Source organism: Pseudobutyrivibrio ruminis CF1b (genome assembly GCF_000424005.1).
GTDB classification, from domain to species: domain Bacteria; phylum Bacillota; class Clostridia; order Lachnospirales; family Lachnospiraceae; genus Pseudobutyrivibrio; species Pseudobutyrivibrio ruminis_C.
Genome location: NZ_AUJB01000010.1, coordinates 162641 through 188463 on the forward strand (window position 1 = coordinate 162641; position 25823 = coordinate 188463).

Below are 25823 nucleotides of genomic sequence, written 5' to 3' on the forward strand. Positions count from 1 at the left end.
CCATATAATAAACATCGTAAAAACCCCCCAATACATTATATAATTTTTACTAACCCCATAGTAAAAATACCTTCTCCTAAAAAGACAGCGATCGTTGCTGTCTTTTTTACTATCTAAAAATATTGCTATTCAGCCAGGGGGATTCACATGAATATCCACGCAATATACTCGGATGGAACAGCTGAATATAGATATCCCATGGAGCCGGATGAGAATTCTCTGGTAACTATCAGCATCAGAGTTTATCACCAGGAAGATGTAGATGTTTTTTTGATGTCAAAAACTGACAATCTTAGTCAGCGAATGCACCTGGACAGAACCCGTGGTGAGTTCGATTTCTATTCCTGTACAGTACAACTGGGCGAAAAGGAATTTAGATATTATTTTGAGCTCGTAGTGGGCCTTGATCACTATTACTATGACCGTGTAGGTCTGTGGAGAGATTACAGGGAGCACTACGAATTTTCTATTATGCCAGGTTTTTCCACACCAGCCTGGTCTAAAGGTGCGGTTATGTACCAAATCCTTGTGGACAGATTCTACAATGGAGACCCTTCAAATGATGTGGAGACAAACGAATATCATTATGTTGGCGCGCCTGTAGAGGGCGTGAAGGACTGGAGTTCCCTGCCAGCAAATCTTGATATAGGCAGATTTTACGGTGGAGATTTAGAGGGCGTACGCCAGAAGCTTCATTACCTGAGGAGTCTTGGCGTGGAGGTCATCTATTTCAATCCACTGTTTGTGTCGCCTTCAAATCATAAATACGACACTTCAGATTACGATTATATTGATCCACACCTTACAGTAATTAAAAATGATGGCGGAGAATGTCTTGATCCATCTGATTATGACAATACTCACGCTACAAAGTATAAATTGCGTGTTACCAACAAGGAGAACCTTGAGGCCAGCAACAAATTCTTTGCTGACTTTGTTAATGAGGCTCACCAGAAAGGTATACGTGTAATTATCGACGGCGTATTTAATCACTGCGGTTCCTTCAACAAGTGGTTGAATCGCGAGAAGATTTACTCAAAGGACGAAGGCTATGCCCCTGGTGCCTATGAGAGTAAGGACAGCCCTTATAACAGCTTCTTTAAGTTCTATGAGGACAGCTGGCCAGATAATAAGAGCTATGACGGCTGGTGGAGCCATGACACCCTTCCTAAGCTAAATTATGAGGATTCACCTAAGCTGTATGAGTATATTTTGAATATAGGCAAGAAATGGGTTAGCGAGCCATATAACTGTGATGGCTGGCGTCTTGACGTTGCGGCTGATTTGGGTCATTCCGAGGAATTTAACCACAAGTTCTGGCGTGATTTCAGAAATGCTGTAAAAAGCGCTAATCCTAATGCTATTATTTTGGCTGAACATTACGGAAATCCTACCGCCTGGCTTTCAGGTGACCAGTGGGATACTGTAATGAATTATGACGCTTTTATGGAGCCTCTCACCTATTTCCTGACAGGTATGGAAAAGCATTCCGATGAATTCCAGCCAAGTGCTTTGGGAGATGGTGACAGATTTAAAAATACTATGCTTCATTTCATGGCAAGACTTAAGACACCATCGTTGCTATGTGCTATGAATCAGCTTTCAAATCATGATCATTCCCGTTTCCTCACCAGAACCAATCATACGGTGGGAAGAATTGCTACAAAGGGAGCACAGGCTGCAGAAGACGGTGTCAGCATCCCTGTAATGAAGCTGGCGGAGATGATTCAGTTTACATGGCCGGGTGCCCCTACTCTCTATTATGGAGATGAGGCTGGTGTGTGCGGATTTACAGATCCTGACAGCCGCCGTACATATCCTTGGGGCAGTGCAAATTACGATTTGATTGATTATACCCGAGACATTATCATGATTCACAAGCAGAGCCATGCCATTAAGGAAGGCTCATTCAGATTCCTGAATTGTGGACAGGGATTTATCAGTTACGGAAGATTTACCAGCAATGAACAAATCATTGTTTTGATTAATTCAAATGGCAATGAAATCAGCGTAGATGTGCCTGTTTGGATGGCTGGCGTTCCATTAAATTGTCAACTTGAACGATTGATTTTAAGTAATGAGGTTGGGTATTCTATCATGCCGACCGATATAACTGTTGAGGGTGGAAATCTTCATATTGCACTTGGACCATATTCGGGCATAGTGTACAAAAGAATTTAAAAATACTTGACCAATGTTCTAATTTACAATGCTTAAGTTACCATGTTAGAATAAAGCAAACCAAGTTAATGGTAATTTAAGCGGGAGAAATATTATGGCGAAGAATCTCACATGTCAGGATAAGATCGACATGCAGGCACTTGAGAAGCGACATAAAGAGTTAGAAAAAGCATGGAACGATTTATTAAAAGAAAAGAGAGAGGTGGAAGCTAGAATTCACACCCTCGAGCAGCAGGAAAAGCAGTTTGAGATGAAATGGGAAATGCTCATTCGCGAGACTCAACAGCTTGCTGATGACAAAAAACAGTTTGAACGCAAAAAGAAATTTTATGATCAGGTTCAGGCTAATAATGCGCAGGAATCCTATTCTGTCACAACATCAGACAATATTGTCCACGGAGAAATGTTCTTCTCTGGTGTATCTACTCAGAAGGCTCTTAAGAAGCGCTACAAGGATCTCATTAAGATTTATCATCCAGATGGAGATGCTGGCGATACAGCTACAGTAGCTGAAATCAACAGAGAGTACGAGGACCTTAAGTCTCAGATGAACTAAATATTGTAGACATATCATCAGGTAATGGAGCCACAAACTCCATTACCTTTTTTGTTATAGGGTGTTCGAATTGTATTCTATGAGAATGAAGAGCCTGCCTCTGCATATACTCATAATCAGGATTATATAGATCGTCCCCAATAAGAGGATGTCCTATATATTTAAAATGAACACGAATCTGATGAGTGCGGCCTGTCTCAAGATGAATTGAGATGAGGCTGTGCCCATTTTTTTCTTCTATAACCTTATAGTGGGTGATGGCGCGTTCTCCATATTCAAAATCAACCTGTCTGGTGATGATGGAATCACTGACACGTCCGATAGGAGCATCAATAGTGCCCTCTGATTGCTCTAGGTGGCCTCGCACAATTGCGTAGTACTCCCTGTGAAACTCTCTTTTTTTTACCATTGTAGAAAGAATATTGCCACTGACAAGATGCTTGGCAATAACGGTGAGACCAGACGTGTTCTTATCCAATCGGTTTGCACATCTGAATATAAAAGGTTTCCCCTGGACCTCATAGTAGTAAGCCAGACCATTAGCCAGAGAATCCTCATAATGATTCAGGCTTGGATGTATGGAAAGGCCAGCGGGTTTATTAATCACAATAATATCTTCGTCTTCATAAACAATATCTAAAGGCATTTCTACTGGTGGAATCTTTTCAGAAGACTCTTCCTCAGAAATGTTCACAGTTAAAACTTCTCCAGCCTTTAGCTTGCGGTTCATATGAACCCACTCGCCGTCTATAACTACGTTATTTGGCATTTTCTTAATTGCGGTGATATTGGCAGAAGAATAGCCCTGGGTTTTAAGAAATTTATCTATTTGAAATCCATCATATTCAGTTGGGATTGTGTAAGTAAGTGTTCGATTCATACTCATCATTAAACAGCAAAAGAGCCGAACGGTCAACGTCGGCTCTTTTTTCGAAGGAGAATAAATTAATATATATGAAGAAAATGAAAAGAAACTATTTCATAGTAGCAACTACGCTTACTGTCTTCTTGCTACCATCGAATGGAATTATGTTTCCTTCGATTTCCTTACCATCAACAAGTAAGCTTGCTACACCCTTCTGAACCTTGTTAGGGTTCTTGATTTCGATGTTGTATGTAACACCACGGTATACACGTGTAACATTGAAATCACCAAACTCAGCTGGAGTACATGGATTTACTGAAAGTCCCTCAAGTGTTGGGTAAATACCTAAGATGTACTGAGAGATGTTTGTAAACGTCCATGCTGCTGTACCAGTAAGCCAGCTGTTCTTTGCCTCACCATGGAACTTAGCGTCAGCACCAGCAACCATCTGTGAGTAAACATATGGCTCAGTTCTATGAATCTCAGAAATGTCCTCGATGTATGATGGACATGTCTTCTTGTAAACTTCAAATGCTCTGTCGCCACGACCAATGCAAGTCTCAGCGATAGAAATCCAAGGATTGTTGTGGCAGAAGATACCTGCATTCTCCTTGTATCCTGGTGGATATGATGTGATTTCACCAAGCTCGAGATGATATCTTGTGTAAGCTGGCTGAAGAATCATAACACCATACTTTGTATCAAGCTTCTCTTTAACTGAATCAAGGGCCTTCTTAGCGTTGCCATCTTCAACACCAACACCAGCCATTACGCACATACCCTGTGGCTCGATGTAAATCTGTCCCTCATCACATTCTTTAGAACCAACCTTGTGGCTGTAAGCGTCATAAGCACGTACGAACCACTCGCCGTCCCAGCCATCTTTCTCGATAGCTTTAATCATCTTATCTACTTCAGCAAGAACTCTCTCAGCCTCAGCATTGTCGCCCATGAGCTTGCAAAGATCTGCATACTCACGACCATATTTTACAAACATACCAGCGATGAATACTGACTCTGCAACTGGTCCTTCTGAAGGGCCGAAGCACTGGAAGCTCTCGCCTGGATGCTCAGAGAAGCAGTTAAGGTTCAAGCAGTCATTCCAGTCAGCACGACCGATAAGTGGAAGATCGTGTGGACCCTTGTGATTTACGATGTAATCAAATGAACGCTTTAAGTGCTCCATAAGAGATGTTGCAACTGACATATCATTGTCATATGGAACAGTCTCATTAAGGATTGATGTATCACCTGTCTCACGGATGTAAGCAGATGTACCAGCGATGAGCCAAAGTGGATCGTCGTTAAATCCAGAACCGATATCAGAGTTACCCTTCTTAGTAAGTGGCTGATACTGGTGGTAAGCTGAACCATCCTGGAACTGTGTAGAAGCGATATCAATGATACGCTCTCTTGCACGGTCTGGAATAAGGTGAACGAATCCGAGAAGATCCTGGCAAGAATCTCTGAATCCCATTCCACGACCAATACCTGTCTCGTAGTAAGAAGCAGAACGTGACATGTTGAATGTAACCATACACTGATACTGATTCCAGATGTTAACCATACGGTTTACATGCTCGTCCTTAGACTCGATATGGAATTTGCTAAGAAGGTCATTCCAGTAAGCATTGAGAGCTGCAAAAGCCTTATCGAAATCCTCTGTAGTCTGGTATTTAGAAAGAAGAGCAGTAGCCTTCTTCTTATTGATTACGCCTGGCTTCTCCCACTTGTCATCCTCAGCGTTTTCTACATAACCAAGTGCGAATACAAATGTCTTTGACTCGCCTGGATTTAAGCTAACGTTGAGCTGGTGTGAAGCGATTGGATACCAACCAGAAGCGATAGTGTTATGAAGCTTTCCTTCGATAACAGCTGCTGGCTTATCAGGACCATTGTAAGCTCCTCTGAACTCATCACGGCTTGTTTCGAAACCATCAATCTTAGCGTTTACAGAGTAAACAGCGTAGTGATTACGACGCTCTCTGTATTCTGTTTTATGATAGATTGTAGAATCAATTACCTCAACCTCACCGATTGAAAGGTTACGCTGATAGTTCTTCATATCATCATCAGCATTCCAGAGGCACCACTCTACATATGAGAAAAGAGTAATATCTTTCTTTGCATTTCCTTTATTTGTAAGAGTGACCTTAGTAAGCTCTACAGGATCATCATAAGGAACGAAAGTAACAAGAGCTGCTTCGACATCGTTCTTAACACCTGTGAACTTGCTGTAGCCAATACCATGGCGGCACTCGTAAGAGTCAAGTTCAGTCTTTGTTGGCTGCCAACCTGGGTTCCAGATTGTATCACCATCCTTAATATAGAAATACTTACCATTTGTATCTGGTGTAGTATCGTTGTAACGATATCTAGTCATGCGAAGAAGCTTTGCATCTTTGTAGAAGGTATAACCTCCGCAAGTGTTTGATAATAATGTAAAGAAATCCTTGCAGCCCAGATAGTTAATCCATGGCAAAGGAGTCTTTGGAGTTGTGATAACATATTCCTTATTGTTATCATCGAAAAATCCGTATTTCATGTTTTCCTCCCTTTTAGTAATCTAATTTATATTATCTCAAAGCACGGCTTGTATAAAATTTAAGTAAACGATTAAGTAGCTGAGAGCCTATACATAAGCCGTTTTCGAGATATAATAACCTAAAACGTTTAAGTAAATAAACATGGTTATTTCACTTAAAGAATATCATAACGGGCTTAAAAAGCAAATACATATTGAATTTTTGTGCAAAATGCACTAAACTGTAGCAAGAAAATCTAACGAAAATCCAAATTTTCGAAAAAGACTTGTTTATCTACTTAAATCGAGCTATATTTAAGTTGCGAAAACGATTAAGGGAGAAACAAAATATACAGCTGGGAGAGAGCAATGGTTTCACTGAAAGACATTGCATCTGAGTGTGGCGTATCAATAGCTACTGTTAGTAAGGCTTTGAACGACCATAGCGATATTGGTGCAGAAACAAAGACCAGAATTCGAAAAGCTGCTAAAGATATGGGATATGTTCCTAATGCAGCTGCGAAATCAATGAAAACAAATCGCACCCATAATATAGGAGTTCTTTTTATGGATGATGCGAACAGCGGATTGACACATGATTTCTTTGCAGGAGTTCTGGAAAGCTTTAAGAGGGAAGTAGAACGAGAGGGGTACGATATAACATTTATATCGAATGATAGAAGCAGACCGGGAAGAGCATCTTATCTTGAACATGCAAGATACAGACGATTTGATGGAGTAATTATAGCAAACGTTCATTTTGATGATCCGGAGGTAGTTGAACTGGTAAAGAGCAACATTCCGGTGGTCACAATTGATCATATCTATAATGAAACAACAACAATCCTTTCCGATAATGTTGGCGGAATGTCAGATTTGGTCGATTTTGTAGTGCAGAATGGACATAACAGAATAGCATATATTCACGGCGCTGAATCTGCTACAACAAATCTAAGACTAGTTACATTTAATAGAAAACTTGAAGAATACGGGATAGAAGTTCCTGAAGAATACATCAAGGAATCTCCTTATAGAGATACTCACGGTGCTTACGAAAGAACGCTAGAGCTTCTTAAGCTTAGAACTAGACCAACCTGTATTTTTTATCCAGACGATTACGCTACATACGGCGGCATGAGAGCTATAGCAGAACGAGGACTTAAAATTCCGGATGACATTTCGGTAATAGGATTTGATGGAATTAAAGTTGCAAGACATATCAGACCTCGTTTAACAACCTACAGACAGAATACTGAGGAGCTTGGCACTCTGGCAGCGAAGAGCCTGGTTGCGTTAATTGAAAAGCCTAAGACAACATTGATTCAGCAGATTACGGTGAAGGGCTGGTTGCTTGAGGGTGATACTCTTAAGAAACTAAATTAGGCATTTAGTTGAGAAATCAACTTAAATAAATGCAGTTACTTAAAAAAATACGTGAGAGACACGTAAAAATTTTGGGAGGAACACAAAATGAAAAAAAGAATTGTTAGTTTGCTTGTATTAGCAACAATGACAGCAACAATGTTTGCTGGCTGTGGCGGCTCTGATTCAGCTAACACAGAAGCTCCAGCAGACAGCGCAGCTGCAGAGACAGCGGATGCTGAAGTAGCAGCAGAGTTACCTGCAGACACAGGTAAGGTACTTAATATCCAGTGCTGGAATGATGAGTTCCAGTCAAGACTTAAGTCACACTATCCAGGATATGAGGAAGTTGACGCTACTCATGGTAAGATTGGTGATGTTGAGGTAGTTTGGACAATTACTCCTTCAACAGACAACGCATACCAGAACAACCTTGACGAGGCACTCCTCGCTCAGGAGTCAGCAGCAGCTGATGATAAGGTTGATTTATTCTTAGTAGAAGCTGATTACGCTCTTAAGTATGTTGATACAGATTATGCTATGGCTCTTTCAGACCTCGGCATTACAGATGCAGATCTTGCAGATCAGTACACATATACACAGAGCATCGTTACAGATAGCAAGGGTAAGTTAAAGGGTTCTTCATGGCAGGCTTGCTCAGCTGGTCTTATCTACAACAGAGAAGCAGCTAAGGAAATTCTCGGAACAGATGATCCTGATGAAGTACAGGCAGCTGTATCTGATTGGAGCAAGTTCAATGAGACAGCAGCTAAGGCTGTAGAGGCTGGTTACACAATGTGTTCAGCAAACGATACATTCCGTACATACTCTAACAACGTATCTGGCAAGTGGGTACAGGATGGTAAGGTTGTAATTGATAAGAACATCGAGAAGTGGATTGATGATTCTAAGGAGCTTGTAGACGCAAAGGCTGAGAGCACAACAGACCTTTGGGGTGATGACTGGGCAAAGGGTAAGAATCCTGAAGGAAAGGTATTCTGCTACTTCGGACCAGCTTGGTTCTTCAACTTCTGCCTTAACGCAGATGATCCTGCTTCAATCGCTGGCCAGGGTGGCTGGGGATACTGTGTAGGACCACAGTCTTACTACTGTGGTGGTACATGGATCTGCGCTGCAACAGGTACAGACAATGCAAACCTTGTTAAGGATATCATCCTTAAGATGACAACAGATAAGGGTATCCTTAAGGATATCGCTCAGCAGGATGCTGACTGTGTAAACAGCAAGTCAGTTCTTGCAGAACTTGCATCTGATGATTCAGGTAACCTTGATCTTCTTGGCGGACAGAACCCATACAAGCAGCTTGCTGATGGTGCTGAGAAGGTAGATCTTTCAAACATTTCTGCATATGACCAGGGATGTAACGAAGAGCTTCAGAAGGCAGTTAAGAATTACTTCCTTGGCAACGCTACAAAGGACGAAGCACTTGATATGTTCAAGAAGGCAGTTGTTGAGAAGTATCCAGAGCTTACAGCAGAGTAATTCGAAAATTACATTGCGGGAAATATAATAATGGGGGCGCATGGGTTAGGCCTGTGCGCCCTATATTAAAGAAATACAAAAGGGAGCACTTATGAACAAGAAGAGCAAAGTAGTAAGCTACAACAAATGGGGCTACATTTTCTTAATACCATTTACTGTAATCTTTTTAATTTTCCAGTTGGTGCCATTGGCTACAACTATTTACAATTCGTTTTTTGAGAATTACCGTTCAGGTCTTACTCAGATTGGCCCTAACTTCGTAGGGCTTCAGAATTATGGCACAATTATCGCAAACGGTGATTTGCCAACATATTTTGCTAACACAATGATTATGTGGTTAATGGGATTCATTCCACAGATTCTTCTTTCATTACTGTTGGGAGCATGGTTTACAGATCCATCTCTTAGATTGAAATGTCAGACATTCTTCAAGACAGTAATCTATTTACCTAACTTAATCATGGCATCTGCTTTTGCGATGTTATTCTTTACATTGTTTGCAGATAGCGGTCCAATTAATTCAATGCTTTTACAGATTGGAGTTATTAGTAAGGCTTATCAATTTATGAGTCATGTATGGACAGTTCGAACACTGGTAGCTACAATGAACTGCCTTATGTGGTTTGGAAATACGACAATTCTTCTGATGGCCGGAATGTTGGGTATTGACCCATCACTCTTTGAGGCTGCACAGGTAGATGGCGCTACATCTACTCAGATTTTCTATAGAATTACATTACCGCTGCTTCGACCAATTCTTATTTTTGTTATGATTACATCACTTATTGGTGGTCTGCAGATGTTCGATGTTCCACAGATTTTAACAAACGGAACTGGAGATCCAATGCGTTCATCAATGACACTTATCATGTACTTGAACAAGCATCTGTTCAGCAAGAACTACGGTTTAGCTGGTGCGCTTTCAGTATTCCTGTTTATCATAACTGGTATCCTGAGCTTGATTGTATTCAAGTTTACAAATTCAGATAAAGTGAAATAGTTTGTAGAAACTTCTATTGTAATGTTTAGATAGAAATAAGGAGAAATATATTATGGATATGGCAGCAAACGCAACTATAGCGGGAAAGAAAGACAATGGAGCTTCTGTTCACGCTAGACGTGTGGTATCATACGTAGTGCTTATTTTAATTTCCTTCTTGTGCCTGTTTTGGTTTTACGTATTATTTATTAATGCAACAAGAAGTAATTCAGAACTTAGTTTAGGATTTACTCCACTTCCAAGTACACACCTGGTAGAGAACTGGACTAACTTAAGAAATGGAACACTTCCTATATTTAATGGATTAATTAATTCGCTTGTTATTGCAATTTTGACAGCAGGTCTTGCAACATACTTCTCTGCAATGACAGCTTATGCAATCCATTGCTATGACTTCAAAGGAAAGAAGTTTATGTTTACCTTCATTCTTATGATTATGATGATTCCAACACAGGTAACTGTTCTTGGTTTCTTACAGTTAATCGGTAAGATGGGGCTTGATAACAACGCAGCTGCACTTATTGTGCCAGCAATTGCTTCACCAGCAGTATTCTTTTATATGAAGCAATACATGGATTCAACACTTCCTCTTTCACTTGTAGAGGCAGCCAGAATCGATGGATCTGGAGAGTTTAGAACATTTAATCAGATTGTAGTACCACTTATGAAGCCAGCTATTGCCGTACAGGCAATCTTCAGCTTCGTAAACAGCTGGAACAATTACTTCACTCCAGCACTTGTACTTCATGATGATACAAAGAAGACTCTTCCTATATTAATAGCTCAGTTACGTTCGGCAGATTGGCTTAAGTTTGATATGGGACAGGTTTACATGATGATTGCATTCTCAATCTTCCCTGTAATCATTGTTTACCTTATTCTTTCTAAGCACATCGTTGGTGGTGTAACTCTTGGTGGTGTAAAGGGCTAATAGGAGGGGCCCACTTGTGGGAGGAACCTGTTAGCTACAGCGGGCCTATTGCCGAAGGCAATTTGTATGGGCCCTGCTTTCCCGTAGCCTTAAAAAATGTATAATAGAAAAAGACTTGACAGTTCTTGCGTCGTGTGATAAATTTAGCTAGCGACTAAGAAAAGCAGGTCTTTTTTTTATGCTCTTTTTTCGCCTCATCAAATTGTTCGCTATGATGAGTGAGTGTAAGTAAGACCAAAGTAGAATTATAACGGAGGTGGAAGTTGTGCGCACAAAGATAACATTGGCATGTACAGAATGCCAGCAGCGTAATTACAACATGACAAAAGACAAGAAGACACACCCTGACAGAATGGAAACAAAGAAGTACTGCAGATTTTGCAAGAAACACACAATGCACAAGGAGACTAAATAGTCTAACGGGGGTGCTATTATGGCAGAAGAGAAGAAAACCAAGTCAGGACGTTTCGCAGGTCTCAAGGCAGAATTTAACAAGATTGTCTGGGCAGACCCAACAGACGTGTCAAAGCAGACAACAGCAGTTGTTGCTGTGTCAGTAGTTGTAGCAGTGATCATCATCGTATTAGATGCAGTGATCAACAAAGGTGTAAATATCCTAGTTAATTTATAATGGAGGCATCGGATATGGCAGAGGCAAAGTGGTATGTAGTTCATACTTACTCAGGCTATGAGAACAAAGTCAAGACAAACATTGAAAAGGCTATCGAGACACAACATCTCGAGGAGCAGATTCTTGATGTACGCGTACCTATGGTTGAGGTAACAGAGACAAAGGACGGCGTAAAGAAGCAAGTTTCAAAGAAGATGTACCCTGGTTACGTTCTTATTGAGATGATTATGAATGACGAGACCTGGTACGTTGTCAGAAATACCAGAGGTGTTACAGGCTTCGTAGGACCAGGAAGCAAGCCAGTGCCATTGTCAGAGGCAGAAGTTAAGGCTTACTTACTAGGTGATAACACTGAGAAAGTCAGCGTTGAGGTTGACTTCGAGGTTGGCGATACACTTAGCGTTATCGACGGTACATGGAAAGATACTGTTGGTGTTGTTAAGTCTATCAACGCTAAGAAGCAGACAGTTACAATCAGCGTTGAAATGTTCGGACGTGAGACTCCAGTAGAGATTGATTTCACGGACGTACGCAAATTAGATTAAGATTTTTTGCAGGAGGAATAGGATAATGGCAAAGAAAATCGAAGGCTATATCAAGTTGCAGATTCCAGCAGGCAAGGCTACACCAGCCCCACCTGTAGGTCCAGCACTTGGTCAGCACGGTGTAAATATCGTGGAGTTTACAAAACAGTTTAACGCAAAGACAGCAGATATGGGAGATACAATCGTTCCTACAATCATCACTGTTTATGCAGATAGAAGCTTCAGCTTCATCACAAAGACTCCACCAGCAGCAGTTCTTATTAAGAAGGCATGCAAGATCCAGAAGGCATCTGGCACACCTAATAAGACAAAGGTTGCAAAGATCACAAAGGCTCAGGTTCAGGAGATCGCAGAGACAAAGATGCCTGATCTTAACGCAGCTTCACTTGAGGCAGCTATGAGCATGATCGAGGGAACATGTAGATCAATGGGCGTTGAGGTTGTAGAGTAATCACAGCTTAGCGAAAACAACGTTCTTACTATTAATTATTGAGTGGGAGAGCTTAAGGCTCGATTAACCACAGGAGGTAAACATGAAAAGAGGAAAGAAATACGTTGCAGCTGTAGCTACATACGATAAGTCAGTTGCATACGATCCAGCAGAAGCAATCGCTCAGGTTAAGAAGAATGCTACTGCAAAATTTGATGAGACAATTGAGGCTCATATCAGAACTGGTTGTGACGGACGTCACGCAGAGCAGCAGATCCGTGGTGCTGTTGTACTTCCACACGGAACAGGTAAGTCAGTTAGAGTATTAGTATTCGCTAAGGGTGCTAAGCTTGACGAGGCTCAGGCTGCTGGTGCTGATTTCGTTGGCGGCGAGGAGCTTATTCCAAAGATCCAGAACGAAGGATGGAATGAGTTCGATGCAGTAGTTGCTACACCAGACATGATGGGTGTTGTTGGTCGTCTCGGTCGTGTACTTGGACCTAGAGGACTTATGCCAAACCCTAAGGCTGGTACAGTTACTATGGATGTTGCTAAGGCTGTTGAGGAAATCAAGGCAGGTAAGATTGAGTATAGACTTGATAAGACAAACATTATCCATGTACCTATCGGAAAGGCTTCTTTCTCAGAGGAGCAGTTAGCGGACAACTTCCAGACTCTTATGGATGCAATCAACAAGGCTAAGCCATCAAGCTTAAAGGGTCAGTACATTAAGAGCATTTCACTTGCTCCTACAATGGGACCTGGCGTTAAGCTTAATGTTGCAAAGGTTTCAAACTAATTGTTGACAATCCAATATACATAATGATATAATGCACAAAGTTGTTGCCGAAGACAGCAGGTGGCGTTAGCCGTAAAGAGATTTATCTCTACCAGCCGAGGACGATTAAGTATTTATCGACTAATCAAACCTCTATGTCTTTATGGCATAGAGGTTTTTTAATTACTTTATCCTCATATAAGCAACACAAAAATATTATAAGGAGGAAAAAATTCGTGGCAAAAGTTGAATTAAAGCAGCCAATCGTTGACGAGATTTCAGCACAGGTTAAAGATGCAGCTTCAGTTGTAGTTGTTGATGCTCGTGGACTTACAGTTGCAGAAGACACACAGTTACGTAAGCAGCTTCGTGAAGCTGGCGTTACATATAAGGTTTACAAGAACACTCTTATGAAGCGCGCTTTCGAAGGAACAGACTTTGCACAGCTTGACGAGGTTCTTGAAGGACCTAGCGCAATCGCTGTTTCAAAGGATGATGCTACAGCACCAGCAAGAATTCTTGCTAAGTTTGGTAAGACAGCTCAGAACCTTGAGATCAAGGCAGGTGTAGTTGAAGGAACATTCTATGATGCAAAGGGTATGGCAGCAGTTGCAGCAGTACCAAGCAGAGAGGAACTTCTTTCAAAGTTACTTGGAAGCTTACAGTCACCAATCACAAACTTCGCTCGTGTTCTCAACCAGATCGCAGAGCAGGGTGGTGCATCTACAGAGGCACCTGCAGCAGAGGAAGCTCCAGCAGCAGAGGCAGAGGCACCAGCAGAGGAGCCAGCTGAGGCTCCAGCAGAGTAATTTAGAATACTCAAAACAAATTATTATTTATATTAATTTTTTAATGGAGGAAAATTATCATGGCAAAGATGACAACAGAAGAGTTTATCGCAGCTATCAAAGAGCTTAGCGTATTAGAGTTAAATGACCTTGTAAAGGCATGTGAGGAAGAGTTCGGCGTTTCTGCAGCAGCAGGCGTTGTAGTTGCAGCAGCAGCTGGCGATGCAGCAGCAGCTGAGGAGAAGGACGAGTTCGACGTAGAGCTTACAGAAGTAGGTTCTGAGAAGGTTAAGGTTATCAAGGTTGTTCGTGAGGCAACTGGCCTTGGTCTTAAGGAAGCTAAGGAGCTCGTTGATGGCGCTCCTAAGGTTATCAAGGAAGCAGCTGATAAGGCTACAGCAGAGTCAATCAAGGCTCAGCTTGAGGAGATCGGTGCAAAGGTTACTCTTAAGTAATCATTGTTACGAATTTTCTATTGGCAGGTCTTTAGGGACCTGCCAATTTTTTGCTTTAAAATAAATACAATTTTTTTCTTGACTTTAGTATTGCATTTGGCATAGAATGTAGTTTGCACTATTATGGTGCAGTGTGCATTCCTATGCCTTTTTTCATGGCAGGAAATATGCCACACTATTATTGAAAGATATATCCAAATTAAAAATAAAATGAGAGGTGGAACGTCAATGGAGAAAAACAGAATACGTCCAGTGAAAGCTGGAAAGAACTTGCGTATGAGTTACTCGAGACAAAAAGAGGTACTTGAGATGCCTAATTTAATCGAGGTCCAGAAGAACAGTTACGACTGGTTCGTTAAGGACGGATTAAAGGAAGCATTTGCAGATATCTCACCTATTCAAGACAGGGGTAACCAGCTTGAATTGCATTTTGTTGACTTCACACTGTGTAAAGACGAGGTGAAGTACACAATTCCACAGTGCAAGGAGAGAGATGCAACATACGCAGCACCTTTAAAGGTTAAAGTGCGCCTTGTAAACAAGGAGTCCGGCGATATGCAGGAGCACGAAATCTTCATGGGTGACTTGCCACTTATGACAGATACAGGCACATTCGTAATTAATGGAGCGGAGCGTGTTATCGTATCGCAGCTTGTTCGTTCACCAGGTATTTACTATGCAATTGGCCACGATAAAATCGGTAAGGAGTTATATTCATGTACTGTAATCCCTAACCGTGGTGCTTGGCTTGAGTACGAGACAGATTCCAATGACGTTTTCTATGTTCGTGTAGACCGTAACAGAAAGGTACCTGTTACAGTTCTTATTCGTGCTCTTGGCTTAGGAACTAACCAGGAAATTATTGATGTATTTGGCGAGGAGCCAAAGATTCTTGCTACATTTGCAAAGGATCCAGCTATTACAGAGAAGAACCCACAGGGTAGCTACGAAGGAGGTCTTTTAGAGCTCTATCGTAGACTTCGTCCAGGTGAGCCTCTTGCTAAGGATAGCGCTGAGTCACTTATTCATGGTATGTTCTTTGACCCAAGACGTTACGATCTTGCAAAGGTTGGTCGTTATAAGTTCAATAAGAAGCTCATGCTCAGAAACCGTATTGCTGGTCATGTTCTTGCTGAGGACGTTATCGATACAACAACTGGCGAGATTATCGCTAAGGCTGGAGATAAGATTACACTTGAGATGGCCGATGATATCCAGAACGCAGCTGTTACACATGTATTCATCCAGACTGAGACTCGCAACGTAAAGGTTCTTTCTAATATGATGGTAGACATCACAAAGTTCGTAGATTGTGATGCTAAGGCTCTTGGTATTACAGAGCTCGTTTACTATCCAGTTCTTGAGAGAATTCTTTCAGAGAACACAACAAAAGAAGATATTGAGGATGCAATTGCTCGTTCAGTAGCAGATCTTATTCCAAAGCACATCACTGTTGAGGATATTTTTGCATCTATTAACTATAACATGCACCTTGAGTACGCTATCGGTAAGGATGATGATATCGATCACCTTGGTAACCGTCGTATTCGTGCAGTTGGTGAGTTATTACAGAACCAGTACAGAATTGGTCTTTCACGTCTTGAGAAGGTTGTACGTGAGCGTATGACTACTCGTGATCTTGAGGACATTTCTCCACAGACACTCATCAACATTAAGCCTGTTACAGCTGCAATCAAAGAGTTCTTTGGTTCATCACAGTTGTCACAGTTCATGGATCAGAATAATCCACTTTCAGAGTTGACACATAAGAGACGTCTTTCAGCTCTTGGTCCTGGTGGTCTTTCAAGAGACCGTGCAGGTTTCGAGGTTCGAGACGTTCACTATTCTCACTATGGACGTATGTGCCCTATCGAGACACCTGAAGGACCTAACATCGGTCTTATCAACTCTCTTGCTAGCTATGCTCGTATTAATGAGTATGGTTTTGTTGAGGCGCCATACAGACGTATTGATAAGTCAGACCCAGAGAATCCTCGCGTAACAGATGAGGTTATCTATATGACAGCTGACGAAGAAGATAACTATCACGTAGCACAGGCTAACGTCAAGCTTGATGAAGAAGGCCACTTCATGAGAAAGAACGTATCTGGTCGTTTCCGTGAGGAGACACAGGAGTACGATAAGAAGATGTTTGATTACATGGACGTATCTCCTAAGATGGTATTCTCAGTTGCTACAGCTTCAATTCCATTCCTTCAGAACGATGACCCTACACGTGCCCTCATGGGATCAAACATGCAGCGTCAGGCCGTTCCACTTCTTACTACAGAAGCACCAGTTGTTGGTACAGGTATGGAGCCAAAGACAGCAGTCGATTCAGGTGTCTGCGTAGTTGCTAAGCGCGCAGGTATTGTTGAGATGTCTGAGACAAATAGAATTATCATTAAGGCTGACGAGGACGGAACTCGTGATGAGTACACACTCTTCAAGTTCACACGTTCTAACCAGTCTAACTGCTATAACCAGAGACCTATCGTATTCAAGGGCGACCATGTAGAGGTTGGCGAGGTAATCGCTGATGGTCCTTCTACAAAGAATGGTGAGCTTGCCCTTGGTAAGAACCCACTTATTGGTTTCATGACATGGGAAGGTTATAACTACGAGGATGCTGTACTTCTTTCAGAGAGATTAGTACAGGATGATGTTTACACATCTATTCATATTGAAGAGTACGAGATTGATGCTCGTGATACTAAGCTCGGACCAGAGGAAATCACTCGTGATGTAGCTGGTGTTGGTGATGATGCTCTTAAGGATCTTGATGAGAGCGGTATCATCCGTATCGGTGCTGAGGTTCGTGCAGGTGATATCCTTGTTGGTAAGGTTACACCTAAGGGAGAGACAGAGCGTACTCCAGAAGAGAGACTTCTTCTTGCAATCTTCGGTGAGAAGGCTAGAGAAGTTCGTGATACTTCACTTCGTGTACCACACGGAGCTTACGGTATCGTTGTTGATGCTAAGGTATTCACACGTGAGAATGGCGATGAGCTTTCTCCAGGTGTTAATAAGTCAGTACGTATCTACATCGCTCAGAAGAGAAAGATCGGTGTAGGTGATAAGATGGCCGGTCGTCACGGTAACAAGGGTGTAGTTTCCCGCGTGCTTCCAGTAGAGGATATGCCATATCTTCCAAACGGTCGTCCACTTGATATCGTACTTAACCCATTGGGCGTACCTTCACGTATGAACATTGGTCAGGTCCTTGAGATTCACCTTTCACTTGCTGCAAAGGCTCTTGGATTTGATATTGAGACACCAGTATTTGATGGTGCAAAGGAAATTGATATTCAGGATACTCTTGAGCTTGCAAATGACTATGTAAATATGCCATTTGATAAGGAAGAGGCTACAAACGGTGAGGAGACATTCTACGATAAGTATGTTGATATTCTTCGTGACGATGTTATGGAGTACTTATCTACAAACCGTGCTCACAGAGCTCTTTGGAAGGGTGTTCCTATTTCTAGAGATGGTAAGGTTCAGCTTCGCGACGGTCGTACAGGCGAGCCATTCGATGGTCCTGTTACAATCGGACACATGCACTACCTGAAGCTTCACCACCTTGTAGATGATAAGATTCACGCACGTTCAACTGGTCCTTACTCTCTTGTTACACAGCAGCCACTTGGCGGTAAAGCACAGTTCGGTGGACAGCGTTTCGGAGAGATGGAAGTTTGGGCCCTCGGGGCTTATGGTGCATCATACACACTTCAGGAAATCCTTACAATGAAGTCAGATGATGTTATCGGACGTGTTAAGACATACGAGGCTATTATTAAGGGTGAAAACATCCCTGAGCCAGGCATCCCTGAGTCATTCAAGGTATTGCTTAAGGAATTACAGTCACTTGGTCTTGACGTTCGTGTTCTTGATGAGAACCGCGAAGAGGTTGAGCTCATGGAGACAAGTGAATATGGAAATACTGACCTCAATGCAATTATCGCAGGTAGTGACAGAAACTTCGCATTCGAAGATGACAGCTCATTTGCACAGGCAGGCTTCTCTACAAAGAAGTTTGATACTGAGGGCGAACTCGTAGATGACGAGGACGAGCAGTTCGAAGATGAAGAAGATGATTTTTCTGATATACCAACAGATTTTGATGAGGAATAAATAGGAAGGGAGCTACAAAATGCCAGAGAATAAAGAAGCGACATATCAACCAATAGCATTTGACGCAATACAGATTGGATTGGCATCACCTGAGAAGATCAGACAGTGGTCTCGTGGCGAGGTTAAAAAGCCTGAGACAATCAATTATCGTACACTGAAGCCTGAAAAGGACGGTCTTTTCTGCGAGAAGATTTTTGGACCTAGCAAGGACTGGGAATGTCACTGCGGAAAGTACAAGAAGATTCGTTATAAGGGTGTAGTTTGTGATCGTTGTGGTGTTGAAATCACAAAGGCATCAGTTCGTCGTGAGCGTATGGGTCACATCGAGCTCGCTGCACCAGTTTCACATATTTGGTATTTCAAGGGTATTCCTTCACGTATGGGACTTATTCTTGATCTTTCACCAAAGACATTAGAGAAGGTTCTCTACTTTGCATCATACATCGTACTTGATGCAGGTGAGACAGCTCTTATGTACAAGCAGGTTCTTACAGAGGCTGAGTACCAGGAAGCTAGAGAGCAGTATGGTAACGGCTTTAGAGTAGGAATGGGTGCTGAGGCTATCCAGGAGCTTCTTAGAGATATCGATCTCGATGAAGAGGCTACAAAGCTTCAGATTGAATTAGACAGCGCTACAGGCCAGAAGCGTTCACGTATCATTAAGAGACTTGAGGTTGTTGAGGCATTCCGCGAGTCAGGAAACAGACCTGAGTGGATGATTATGACAGTTATCCCTGTTATCCCACCAGATCTTCGTCCTATGGTACAGCTTGACGGTGGCCGTTTCGCTACATCTGATTTGAACGATTTATATCGTCGTATTATTAATAGAAATAACCGTCTCCGCAGATTATTAGAGCTTGGTGCTCCTGATATCATCGTTCGTAACGAGAAGAGAATGCTTCAGGAAGCTGTTGATGCTCTTATCGATAACGGTAGACGTGGTCGTCCTGTTACAGGTCCTGGTAACAGACCTCTTAAGTCACTTTCAGACATGCTTAAGGGTAAGTCAGGACGATTCAGACAGAACCTCCTTGGTAAGCGTGTTGACTACTCAGGACGTTCGGTTATCGTCGTTGGTCCAGAGCTTAAGATTTACCAGTGTGGTCTTCCAAAGGAGATGGCACTTGAGCTCTTCAAGCCTTTCGTTATGAAGGAGCTCGTTGGTAATGGTATGGCCCACAACATTAAATATGCTAAGAAGATGGTTGAGAAGTTTGAGCCAGAGGTTTGGGACATCCTCGAAGATGTCATTAAAGAGCATCCAGTTATGCTTAACCGTGCTCCTACACTTCACCGTCTTGGTATTCAGGCTTTCGAGCCAATCCTTGTAGAAGGTAGAGCTATTAAGCTTCACCCACTCGTATGTACAGCGTTCAACGCCGACTTCGATGGTGACCAGATGGCCGTTCACCTTCCACTTACTCAGGAGGCTCAGGCAGAGTGTAGATTCATGCTTCTCTCTCCTAATAACCTCTTGAAGCCTTCAGATGGTGGTCCTGTAGCCGTTCCTTCACAGGATATGGTACTTGGTATTTACTACCTCACACAGGAGCGTGGTACTACTGTAGGCGATGGCAGAGAAGAGCTTGGTGAAGGTAAGGCATTTAAGAACCTTAACGAAGCAATTCTTGCTTATGAGAACGATGCTCTTACAATGCACGCTCGTATCACAGTATGTGTTTCTAAGACACGTCCAGATGGTACAGTTGTAACAGGTAGAGTTTCATCTACACTTGGTAGACTTCTCTTCAACGAGATCATTCCACAGGATCTTGGTTACGTAGATCGTACAAATCCTGAGAACGAGCTTGTTCCTGAGGTAGACTTCCACGTTGGTAAGAAGCAGTTAAAGCAGATTCTTGAAAAAGTTATTAATACACACGGAGCTACAAAGACAGCAGAAGTTCTTGATGATATCAAGGCAATGGGTTACCACTACTCAACAATTGCTGCCATGACAGTTTCAATTTCAGATATGACAGTTCCACCTCAGAAGCCAGAGCTTATTGCACAGGCTGAAGAGACAGTTGATAAGATTACTCGTCAGTACAAGCGTGGTCTTATTACTGAGGAAGAGCGTTACCGTGAAGTTGTAGATACATGGAAAGAGACTGATGATCAGCTTACAAAGGACCTTCTCGATGGTCTTGATAAGTACAACAACATCTTCATGATGGCTGACTCAGGTGCCCGTGGTTCTGAAAAGCAGATCAAGCAGCTCGCAGGTATGCGTGGTTTGATGGCTGATACAACAGGTAAGACTATCGAGCTTCCTATTAAGTCTAACTTCCGTGAGGGTCTTGATGTACTTGAGTACTTCATGTCAGCTCATGGTGCTCGTAAGGGTCTTTCAGATACAGCTCTTCGTACAGCCGATTCTGGATACTTGACACGTCGAATGGTTGACGTTGCTCAGGAGCTTATTATCCGTGAGTCAGACTGTGTTGCTGGAACAGACCGTGAGATTCCAGGTATGTGGGTATACGCATTCATGGATGGTCGTGAAGAGATCGAGTCTCTTAAGGACCGTATCACAGGTAGATTCTCTTGCTACTCTATCTACGATGCTAAGGGCGAGATGATTGTTAAGGCAAATCATATGATTACACCTAAGCGTGCAGCTGCAATCATTGAGCGTGGTGTTGATGATAAGGGCGAGCCAATCAAGAAGGTTAAGATTAGAAACGTACTTAACTGCCGTTCACACGTTGGTGTTTGCGCTAAGTGTTATGGTGCTAACATGGCTTCAGGTCGTGCCGTTCAGGTCGGTGAAGCAATCGGTATCATCGCTGCACAGTCAATCGGTGAGCCAGGTACACAGCTTACCATGAGAACATTCCATACTGGTGGTGTTGCTGGTAACGATATTACACAGGGTCTTCCTCGTGTAGAGGAGCTTTTCGAGGCTAGAAAGCCTAAGGGACTTGCTATCATCACAGAGATTGCTGGTACAGTTTCTATTGAAGAGGACTCTAAGACAAAGAAGAGAGAAGTAGTTGTAACAAACTCTTCTACAGGCGATGTTGAGAAATATCTCATCCCTTACGGATCACGTATCAAGGTTCTTTCAGGACAGGAACTTGAGGCTGGTGATGAGCTTACAGAAGGTTCTGTAAACCCACATGATATCCTTGCTATCAAGGGTAAGGCAGCCGTTCAGGATTACCTCATCCGTGAAGTACAGCGTGTATACCGCTTACAGGGTGTTGATATCAACGATAAGCATATCGAGGTTCTTTGCCGTCAGATGCTTAAGAGAATCAGAATCGACGAAGCAGGTGATACAGGATTCATGCCAGGTTCACTTGTAGATTGGCTTGATTTTGAGGAAGCTAACGAGCAGATGGAAGCAGAGGGCAAGGAGATTGCAACAGGTACACAGGAGCTTCTTGGTATCACAAAGGCAGCTCTTGCTACAAACTCATTCCTTTCAGCAGCTTCATTCCAGGAGACAACAAAGGTTCTTACTGATGCAGCTATCAAGGGTAAGGTTGATCCACTTAACGGTCTTAAAGAGAACGTTATCATCGGTCGCTTAATCCCTGCTGGTACAGGTATGAAGAGATACTCAAATATTCCTCTTTCAACAGACAACGATTTAGCTAATGTTGAGATTCCAGAGGATTTCGAGGATGTAACTGGTGAGTCTGAAGAATTAGTTTCAGACGAATTAGTAGAAATTGAGGAGTAATCTCGAGATTATATATTGAAATTGATGGACTAGGGTCAGAAATGACCCTAGTTTTTTCACATTTTTAGGGTTGACATAATGATTTCAAGGAAATATAATGTTCTAGCATGCGCTAATAGGATAACTATGCCTATATCCATGCGAAGAAATAAATTAGGAGGTAAAAAAGAATGCCAACATTCAACCAGCTAGTTAGAAAAGGTCGTCAGACATCTGTAAAGAAGTCTACAGCACCAGCACTTCAGAGAGGTTATAACTCTCTTCAGAAGAAGCCTACAAACACTTCTTCACCACAGAAGCGTGGTGTATGTACAGCTGTTAAGACAGCTACACCTAAGAAGCCTAACTCAGCTCTTAGAAAGATTGCCAGAGTTCGTCTTTCAAACGGAATCGAAGTAACATCATACATTCCAGGCGAGGGTCACAATCTTCAGGAGCATAGCGTTGTTTTGATTCGTGGTGGTCGTGTTAAGGATTTACCAGGTACACGTTATCACGTAATCAGAGGTACACTTGATACAGCCGGCGTTGCTAACCGCAAGCAGGGACGTTCAAAGTACGGCGCTAAGAGACCTAAGGACGCTAAATAAGATATTTAGCAAAAAGTTGTAATTCACATTTATTTTGGTTAATGTTGTTATTTTTTCTCTATAGAATAAATAGCGCATGAACACATAGTTTTAAGTGTGAGTACCGTTGATCTAACAAATTTTAGTTAAGGAGGGAAGTATCGTGCCAAGAAAAGGACATACTCAAAAGAGAGACGTTTTGGCAGATCCTATATACAACAGCAAGGTAGTTACAAAGCTTATCAACAACATCATGCTTGATGGTAAGAAGGGTGTAGCTCAGAAGATTGTATATGGTGCATTTGGCAAAGTCGAGGAAAAGACTGGAAGACCTGCGCTTGAGGTTTTCGAGGAAGCAATGAACAACGTTATGCCTGTACTTGAAGTAAAGGCTAGACGTATCGGTGGTGCTACATATCAGGTACCTATCGAGGTAAGACCAGATCGTCGTCAGGCCCTTGGCCTTAGATGGCTCACAATGTTCTCACGTTCACGTACAGAGAAGACAATGGAAGAGCGTCTTGCAAACGAGATCATGGATGCAGCTGGCAACACAGGTTCAGCTGTTAAGAGAAAAGAAGAAATGCATAGAATGGCAGAAGCTAATAAGGCATTTGCTCATTACAGATTCTAATAGGAGGGACGAACAGTGGCAGGAAGAGAATATCCACTTGAGCGTACCAGAAATATCGGTATTATGGCTCATATCGATGCCGGAAAGACTACACTTACAGAGCGTATTCTTTACTATACTGGCGTAAATTACAAGATTGGTGATACTCACGAAGGTACTGCAACCATGGACTGGATGGAGCAGGAAGCTGAGAGAGGTATCACAATCACTTCAGCTGCTACAACATGTCACTGGACTGAGCAGGAAAACTGCAAGCCTAAGAAGGGTGCTCTTGAGCACCGTATCAATATCATTGATACACCAGGCCACGTAGATTTCACTGTTGAGGTTGAGCGTTCCCTTCGTGTACTTGATGGCGCCGTTGGTGTCTTCTGTGCAAAGGGTGGCGTTGAGCCACAGTCAGAGAATGTTTGGAGACAGGCTGACACATATAACGTACCAAGAATGGCTTTCATCAATAAGATGGATATCCTTGGTGCAAACTTCTACGGAGCTGTTGATCAGATCCGTGACAGACTTAAGAAGAACGCTATCGTTCTTCAGCTTCCAATCGGTAAGGAAGATGATTTCAAGGGAATCATCGATCTTTTCGAGATGAAGGCATACATCTATAACGATGATAAGGGTGATGATATTTCTATCACAGACATCCCAGCTGATATGGCAGAGGATGCTGAGCTTTATCACACAGAGCTTGTTGAGAAGATCTGTGAGTTAGATGATGATCTTATGATGGAGTATCTTGAGGGCGAAGAGCCATCTGTAGATGCTCTTAAGGCAGCACTTCGTAAGGGTACTTGCGAGTGTAAGGCTATCCCAGTATGCTGTGGATCTGCTTATAGAAACAAGGGTGTTCAGAAGCTTCTTGATGCAATCCTTGAGTTCATGCCAGCTCCTACAGACGTACCAGCTATCCAGGGTGTAGATATGGATGGCAACCCAGTTGAGAAGCACTCATCAGATGATGAGCCATTCGCAGCTTTAGCTTTCAAGATTATGGCTGATCCATTCGTTGGAAAGCTCGCATTTATCCGTGTATATTCAGGTACATTGAACTCGGGTTCATACTGCCTTAATGCTACAAAGGATAAGAAGGAGCGTGTAGGTCGTATTCTTCAGATGCACGCTAACAAGCGTACAGAGTTAGAGAAGGTTTACTCTGGTGATATCGCAGCTGTTGTAGGTCTTAAGGTTACAACAACTGGTGATACAATCTGCGACGAGCAGCACCCAGTAATCCTTGAGTCTATGGAATTCCCAGAGCCAGTTATCGAGCTTGCTATCGAGCCTAAGACTAAGGCTGGACAGCAGAAGATGGGTGAGGCTCTTGCAAAGCTTGCTGAAGAGGATCCTACATTCCGTCAGCATACTGACCAGGAGACAGGTCAGACAATCATCGCTGGTATGGGTGAGCTTCACCTTGAGATTATTGTTGATCGTCTTCTTAGAGAGTTCAAGGTTGAGGCTAACGTTGGTGCACCTCAGGTTGCATACAAGGAAACATTTACAAAGCCTGTTGACCAGGAATACAAGTATGCTAAGCAGTCAGGTGGTCGTGGACAGTACGGTCACTGTAAGGTTAGATTTACTCCAATGGATGCTAACGCTGAAGAGACATTCAGATTTAAGTCTTCAGTAGTTGGTGGTGCTATTCCTAAGGAATACATCCCATCTGTTGGTGAGGGTATCGAGGAAGCAGCTAAGGCTGGTATCCTTTGCGGATTCCCTGTTCTTGGTGTAGAAGCAGACGTTTACGATGGTTCTTACCATGAAGTCGATTCATCAGAAATGGCATTCCACATTGCTGGTTCAATGTGCTTCAAGGAAGCTATGGCAAAGGCAGCTCCAGTTCTTCTTGAGCCTATCATGAAGGTTGAAGTTACTATGCCAGAGGAGTACATGGGTGATGTAATCGGATCTCTTAACGCTAAGAGAGGTCAGATCCAGTCTATGGATGATCTTGGCGGCGGCAAGATCGTTAGAGCACTTGTTCCACTTGCAGAGATGTTCGGATACTCTACAGAGCTTCGTTCATCTACTCAGGGTCGTGGTAACTACTCAATGTTCTTCGAGAAGTATGAGGCAGTTCCAAAGAACGTTCAGGAGCAGATTATCTCTAATCACGCTAAATAATTTAGAAAAATACTAGATAGTTGAAAAATCTCGATATTTCCATTATAATCGGAAATATCGAGAGTTTAGAACTAAACAGCCCATTGAAGGGCATTATCTTAAGGAGGATT

General features: G+C 42.5%; 20 protein-coding genes and 1 other annotated feature. Of the genes, 18 read left to right on the top strand and 2 right to left on the bottom strand.

The window, feature by feature from the left end; genetic code table 11:
* Positions 1 to 147 precede the first annotated feature (147 nt).
* Both G592_RS0109340 and G592_RS16150 read left to right on the top strand, forming a co-directional pair.
* A complete protein-coding gene (locus tag G592_RS0109340; protein ID WP_028247591.1) occupies positions 148 to 2181 on the top strand; it encodes a glycoside hydrolase family 13 protein in 2034 nt (677 codons plus the stop codon).
* Positions 2182 to 2275: 94 nt separating this feature from the next.
* Entirely contained in the window at positions 2276 to 2737 is a 462-nt protein-coding gene (locus G592_RS16150; protein ID WP_051194851.1) for a J domain-containing protein, read from the top strand.
* On the opposite strand, the gene G592_RS0109350 is transcribed toward G592_RS16150, so the two are convergent.
* Complete coding sequence (locus G592_RS0109350) at positions 2718 to 3617, bottom strand: RluA family pseudouridine synthase (protein WP_028247592.1); 900 nt, start codon at positions 3615 to 3617, stop codon at positions 2718 to 2720. The genes G592_RS16150 and G592_RS0109350 overlap by 20 nt on opposite strands.
* Before the next feature lie 94 nt (positions 3618 to 3711).
* Positions 3712 to 6147: a GH36-type glycosyl hydrolase domain-containing protein gene (locus G592_RS0109355; RefSeq protein ID WP_028247593.1), complete on the bottom strand. Its 2436-nt coding sequence runs from the start codon at positions 6145 to 6147 to the stop codon at positions 3712 to 3714.
* Positions 6148 to 6495: 348 nt separating this feature from the next.
* Here G592_RS0109355 and G592_RS0109360 point away from each other — a divergent pair, with 348 nt between their 5' ends.
* From G592_RS0109360 to fusA, 16 genes are all read left to right on the top strand, one after another.
* Positions 6496 to 7509 (top strand): LacI family DNA-binding transcriptional regulator, encoded by a 1014-nt coding sequence (locus tag G592_RS0109360; RefSeq protein ID WP_028247594.1) that lies wholly within the window; start codon positions 6496 to 6498, stop codon positions 7507 to 7509.
* A gap of 87 nt (positions 7510 to 7596) precedes the next feature.
* Positions 7597 to 8991, top strand: coding sequence for an ABC transporter substrate-binding protein (locus tag G592_RS0109365; protein WP_028247595.1), 1395 nt, complete (start codon positions 7597 to 7599; stop codon positions 8989 to 8991).
* A 91-nt stretch (positions 8992 to 9082) separates the two neighbouring features.
* A complete protein-coding gene (locus tag G592_RS0109370; RefSeq protein ID WP_028247596.1) occupies positions 9083 to 9991 on the top strand; it encodes a carbohydrate ABC transporter permease in 909 nt (302 codons plus the stop codon).
* 58 nt (positions 9992 to 10049) lie between these two features.
* Positions 10050 to 10922, top strand: coding sequence for a carbohydrate ABC transporter permease (locus G592_RS0109375; RefSeq protein WP_028247597.1), 873 nt, complete (start codon positions 10050 to 10052; stop codon positions 10920 to 10922).
* Between the two features lie 265 nt (positions 10923 to 11187).
* A complete protein-coding gene (gene rpmG, locus G592_RS0109380; protein WP_028234592.1) occupies positions 11188 to 11337 on the top strand; it encodes a 50S ribosomal protein L33 in 150 nt (49 codons plus the stop codon).
* A gap of 18 nt (positions 11338 to 11355) precedes the next feature.
* Complete coding sequence (gene secE, locus G592_RS0109385; RefSeq protein WP_028247598.1) at positions 11356 to 11553, top strand: preprotein translocase subunit SecE; 198 nt, start codon at positions 11356 to 11358, stop codon at positions 11551 to 11553.
* A 14-nt stretch (positions 11554 to 11567) separates the two neighbouring features.
* A complete protein-coding gene (gene nusG / locus G592_RS0109390) occupies positions 11568 to 12098 on the top strand; it encodes a transcription termination/antitermination protein NusG (protein ID WP_028247599.1) in 531 nt (176 codons plus the stop codon).
* Between the two features lie 25 nt (positions 12099 to 12123).
* On the top strand, positions 12124 to 12549 hold the full coding sequence (gene rplK / locus G592_RS0109395) for a 50S ribosomal protein L11 (protein WP_028247600.1): 426 nt from the start codon (positions 12124 to 12126) through the stop codon (positions 12547 to 12549).
* 82 nt (positions 12550 to 12631) lie between these two features.
* Positions 12632 to 13327, top strand: coding sequence for a 50S ribosomal protein L1 (rplA, locus tag G592_RS0109400; RefSeq protein ID WP_028247601.1), 696 nt, complete (start codon positions 12632 to 12634; stop codon positions 13325 to 13327).
* A gap of 29 nt (positions 13328 to 13356) precedes the next feature.
* Positions 13357 to 13497 (top strand) — a sequence feature (ribosomal protein L10 leader region).
* Positions 13498 to 13542: 45 nt separating this feature from the next.
* Positions 13543 to 14115, top strand: coding sequence for a 50S ribosomal protein L10 (gene rplJ, locus G592_RS0109405; protein WP_028247602.1), 573 nt, complete (start codon positions 13543 to 13545; stop codon positions 14113 to 14115).
* A 59-nt stretch (positions 14116 to 14174) separates the two neighbouring features.
* Positions 14175 to 14549 carry a 50S ribosomal protein L7/L12 gene (gene rplL, locus G592_RS0109410; protein ID WP_028234586.1) on the top strand — a complete coding sequence of 125 codons (375 nt, stop codon included), beginning with the start codon at positions 14175 to 14177 and terminating at the stop codon, positions 14547 to 14549.
* 228 nt (positions 14550 to 14777) lie between these two features.
* Positions 14778 to 18683, top strand: a complete 3906-nt coding sequence (locus G592_RS0109415; protein ID WP_028247603.1) for a DNA-directed RNA polymerase subunit beta — start codon at positions 14778 to 14780, stop codon at positions 18681 to 18683.
* A gap of 19 nt (positions 18684 to 18702) precedes the next feature.
* Positions 18703 to 22377, top strand: a complete 3675-nt coding sequence (rpoC, locus tag G592_RS0109420) for a DNA-directed RNA polymerase subunit beta' (RefSeq protein WP_028247604.1) — start codon at positions 18703 to 18705, stop codon at positions 22375 to 22377.
* Between the two features lie 170 nt (positions 22378 to 22547).
* Complete coding sequence (rpsL, locus tag G592_RS0109425) at positions 22548 to 22967, top strand: 30S ribosomal protein S12 (protein WP_015548550.1); 420 nt, start codon at positions 22548 to 22550, stop codon at positions 22965 to 22967.
* A 142-nt stretch (positions 22968 to 23109) separates the two neighbouring features.
* Complete coding sequence (rpsG, locus tag G592_RS0109430) at positions 23110 to 23580, top strand: 30S ribosomal protein S7 (RefSeq protein WP_028247605.1); 471 nt, start codon at positions 23110 to 23112, stop codon at positions 23578 to 23580.
* Positions 23581 to 23595: 15 nt separating this feature from the next.
* Positions 23596 to 25713: an elongation factor G gene (fusA, locus tag G592_RS0109435; RefSeq protein WP_028247606.1), complete on the top strand. Its 2118-nt coding sequence runs from the start codon at positions 23596 to 23598 to the stop codon at positions 25711 to 25713.
* The last annotated feature ends 110 nt before the right edge of the window (positions 25714 to 25823 follow it).

Excerpts from the sequence above, each read along its gene's own strand:
- G592_RS0109340 (WP_028247591.1), top strand. The coding sequence starts at position 148 with ATGAATATCCACGCAATATACTCGGATGGAACAGCTGAATATAGATAT.
- G592_RS0109365 (WP_028247595.1), top strand. The coding sequence starts at position 7,597 with ATGAAAAAAAGAATTGTTAGTTTGCTTGTATTAGCAACAATGACAGCA.
- G592_RS0109375 (WP_028247597.1), top strand. The coding sequence starts at position 10,050 with ATGGCAGCAAACGCAACTATAGCGGGAAAGAAAGACAATGGAGCTTCT.
- rplA (WP_028247601.1), top strand. The coding sequence starts at position 12,632 with ATGAAAAGAGGAAAGAAATACGTTGCAGCTGTAGCTACATACGATAAG.
- G592_RS0109415 (WP_028247603.1), top strand. The coding sequence starts at position 14,778 with ATGGAGAAAAACAGAATACGTCCAGTGAAAGCTGGAAAGAACTTGCGT.
- G592_RS16150 (WP_051194851.1), top strand. The coding sequence starts at position 2,276 with ATGGCGAAGAATCTCACATGTCAGGATAAGATCGACATGCAGGCACTT.
- rpoC (WP_028247604.1), top strand. The coding sequence starts at position 18,703 with ATGCCAGAGAATAAAGAAGCGACATATCAACCAATAGCATTTGACGCA.
- G592_RS0109350 (WP_028247592.1), bottom strand. The coding sequence starts at position 3,617 with ATGAATCGAACACTTACTTACACAATCCCAACTGAATATGATGGATTT.
- G592_RS0109355 (WP_028247593.1), bottom strand. The coding sequence starts at position 6,147 with ATGAAATACGGATTTTTCGATGATAACAATAAGGAATATGTTATCACA.
- G592_RS0109360 (WP_028247594.1), top strand. The coding sequence starts at position 6,496 with ATGGTTTCACTGAAAGACATTGCATCTGAGTGTGGCGTATCAATAGCT.
- nusG (WP_028247599.1), top strand. The coding sequence starts at position 11,568 with ATGGCAGAGGCAAAGTGGTATGTAGTTCATACTTACTCAGGCTATGAG.
- rpsL (WP_015548550.1), top strand. The coding sequence starts at position 22,548 with ATGCCAACATTCAACCAGCTAGTTAGAAAAGGTCGTCAGACATCTGTA.
- G592_RS0109370 (WP_028247596.1), top strand. The coding sequence starts at position 9,083 with ATGAACAAGAAGAGCAAAGTAGTAAGCTACAACAAATGGGGCTACATT.
- rplL (WP_028234586.1), top strand. The coding sequence starts at position 14,175 with ATGGCAAAGATGACAACAGAAGAGTTTATCGCAGCTATCAAAGAGCTT.
- rplK (WP_028247600.1), top strand. The coding sequence starts at position 12,124 with ATGGCAAAGAAAATCGAAGGCTATATCAAGTTGCAGATTCCAGCAGGC.
- secE (WP_028247598.1), top strand. The coding sequence starts at position 11,356 with ATGGCAGAAGAGAAGAAAACCAAGTCAGGACGTTTCGCAGGTCTCAAG.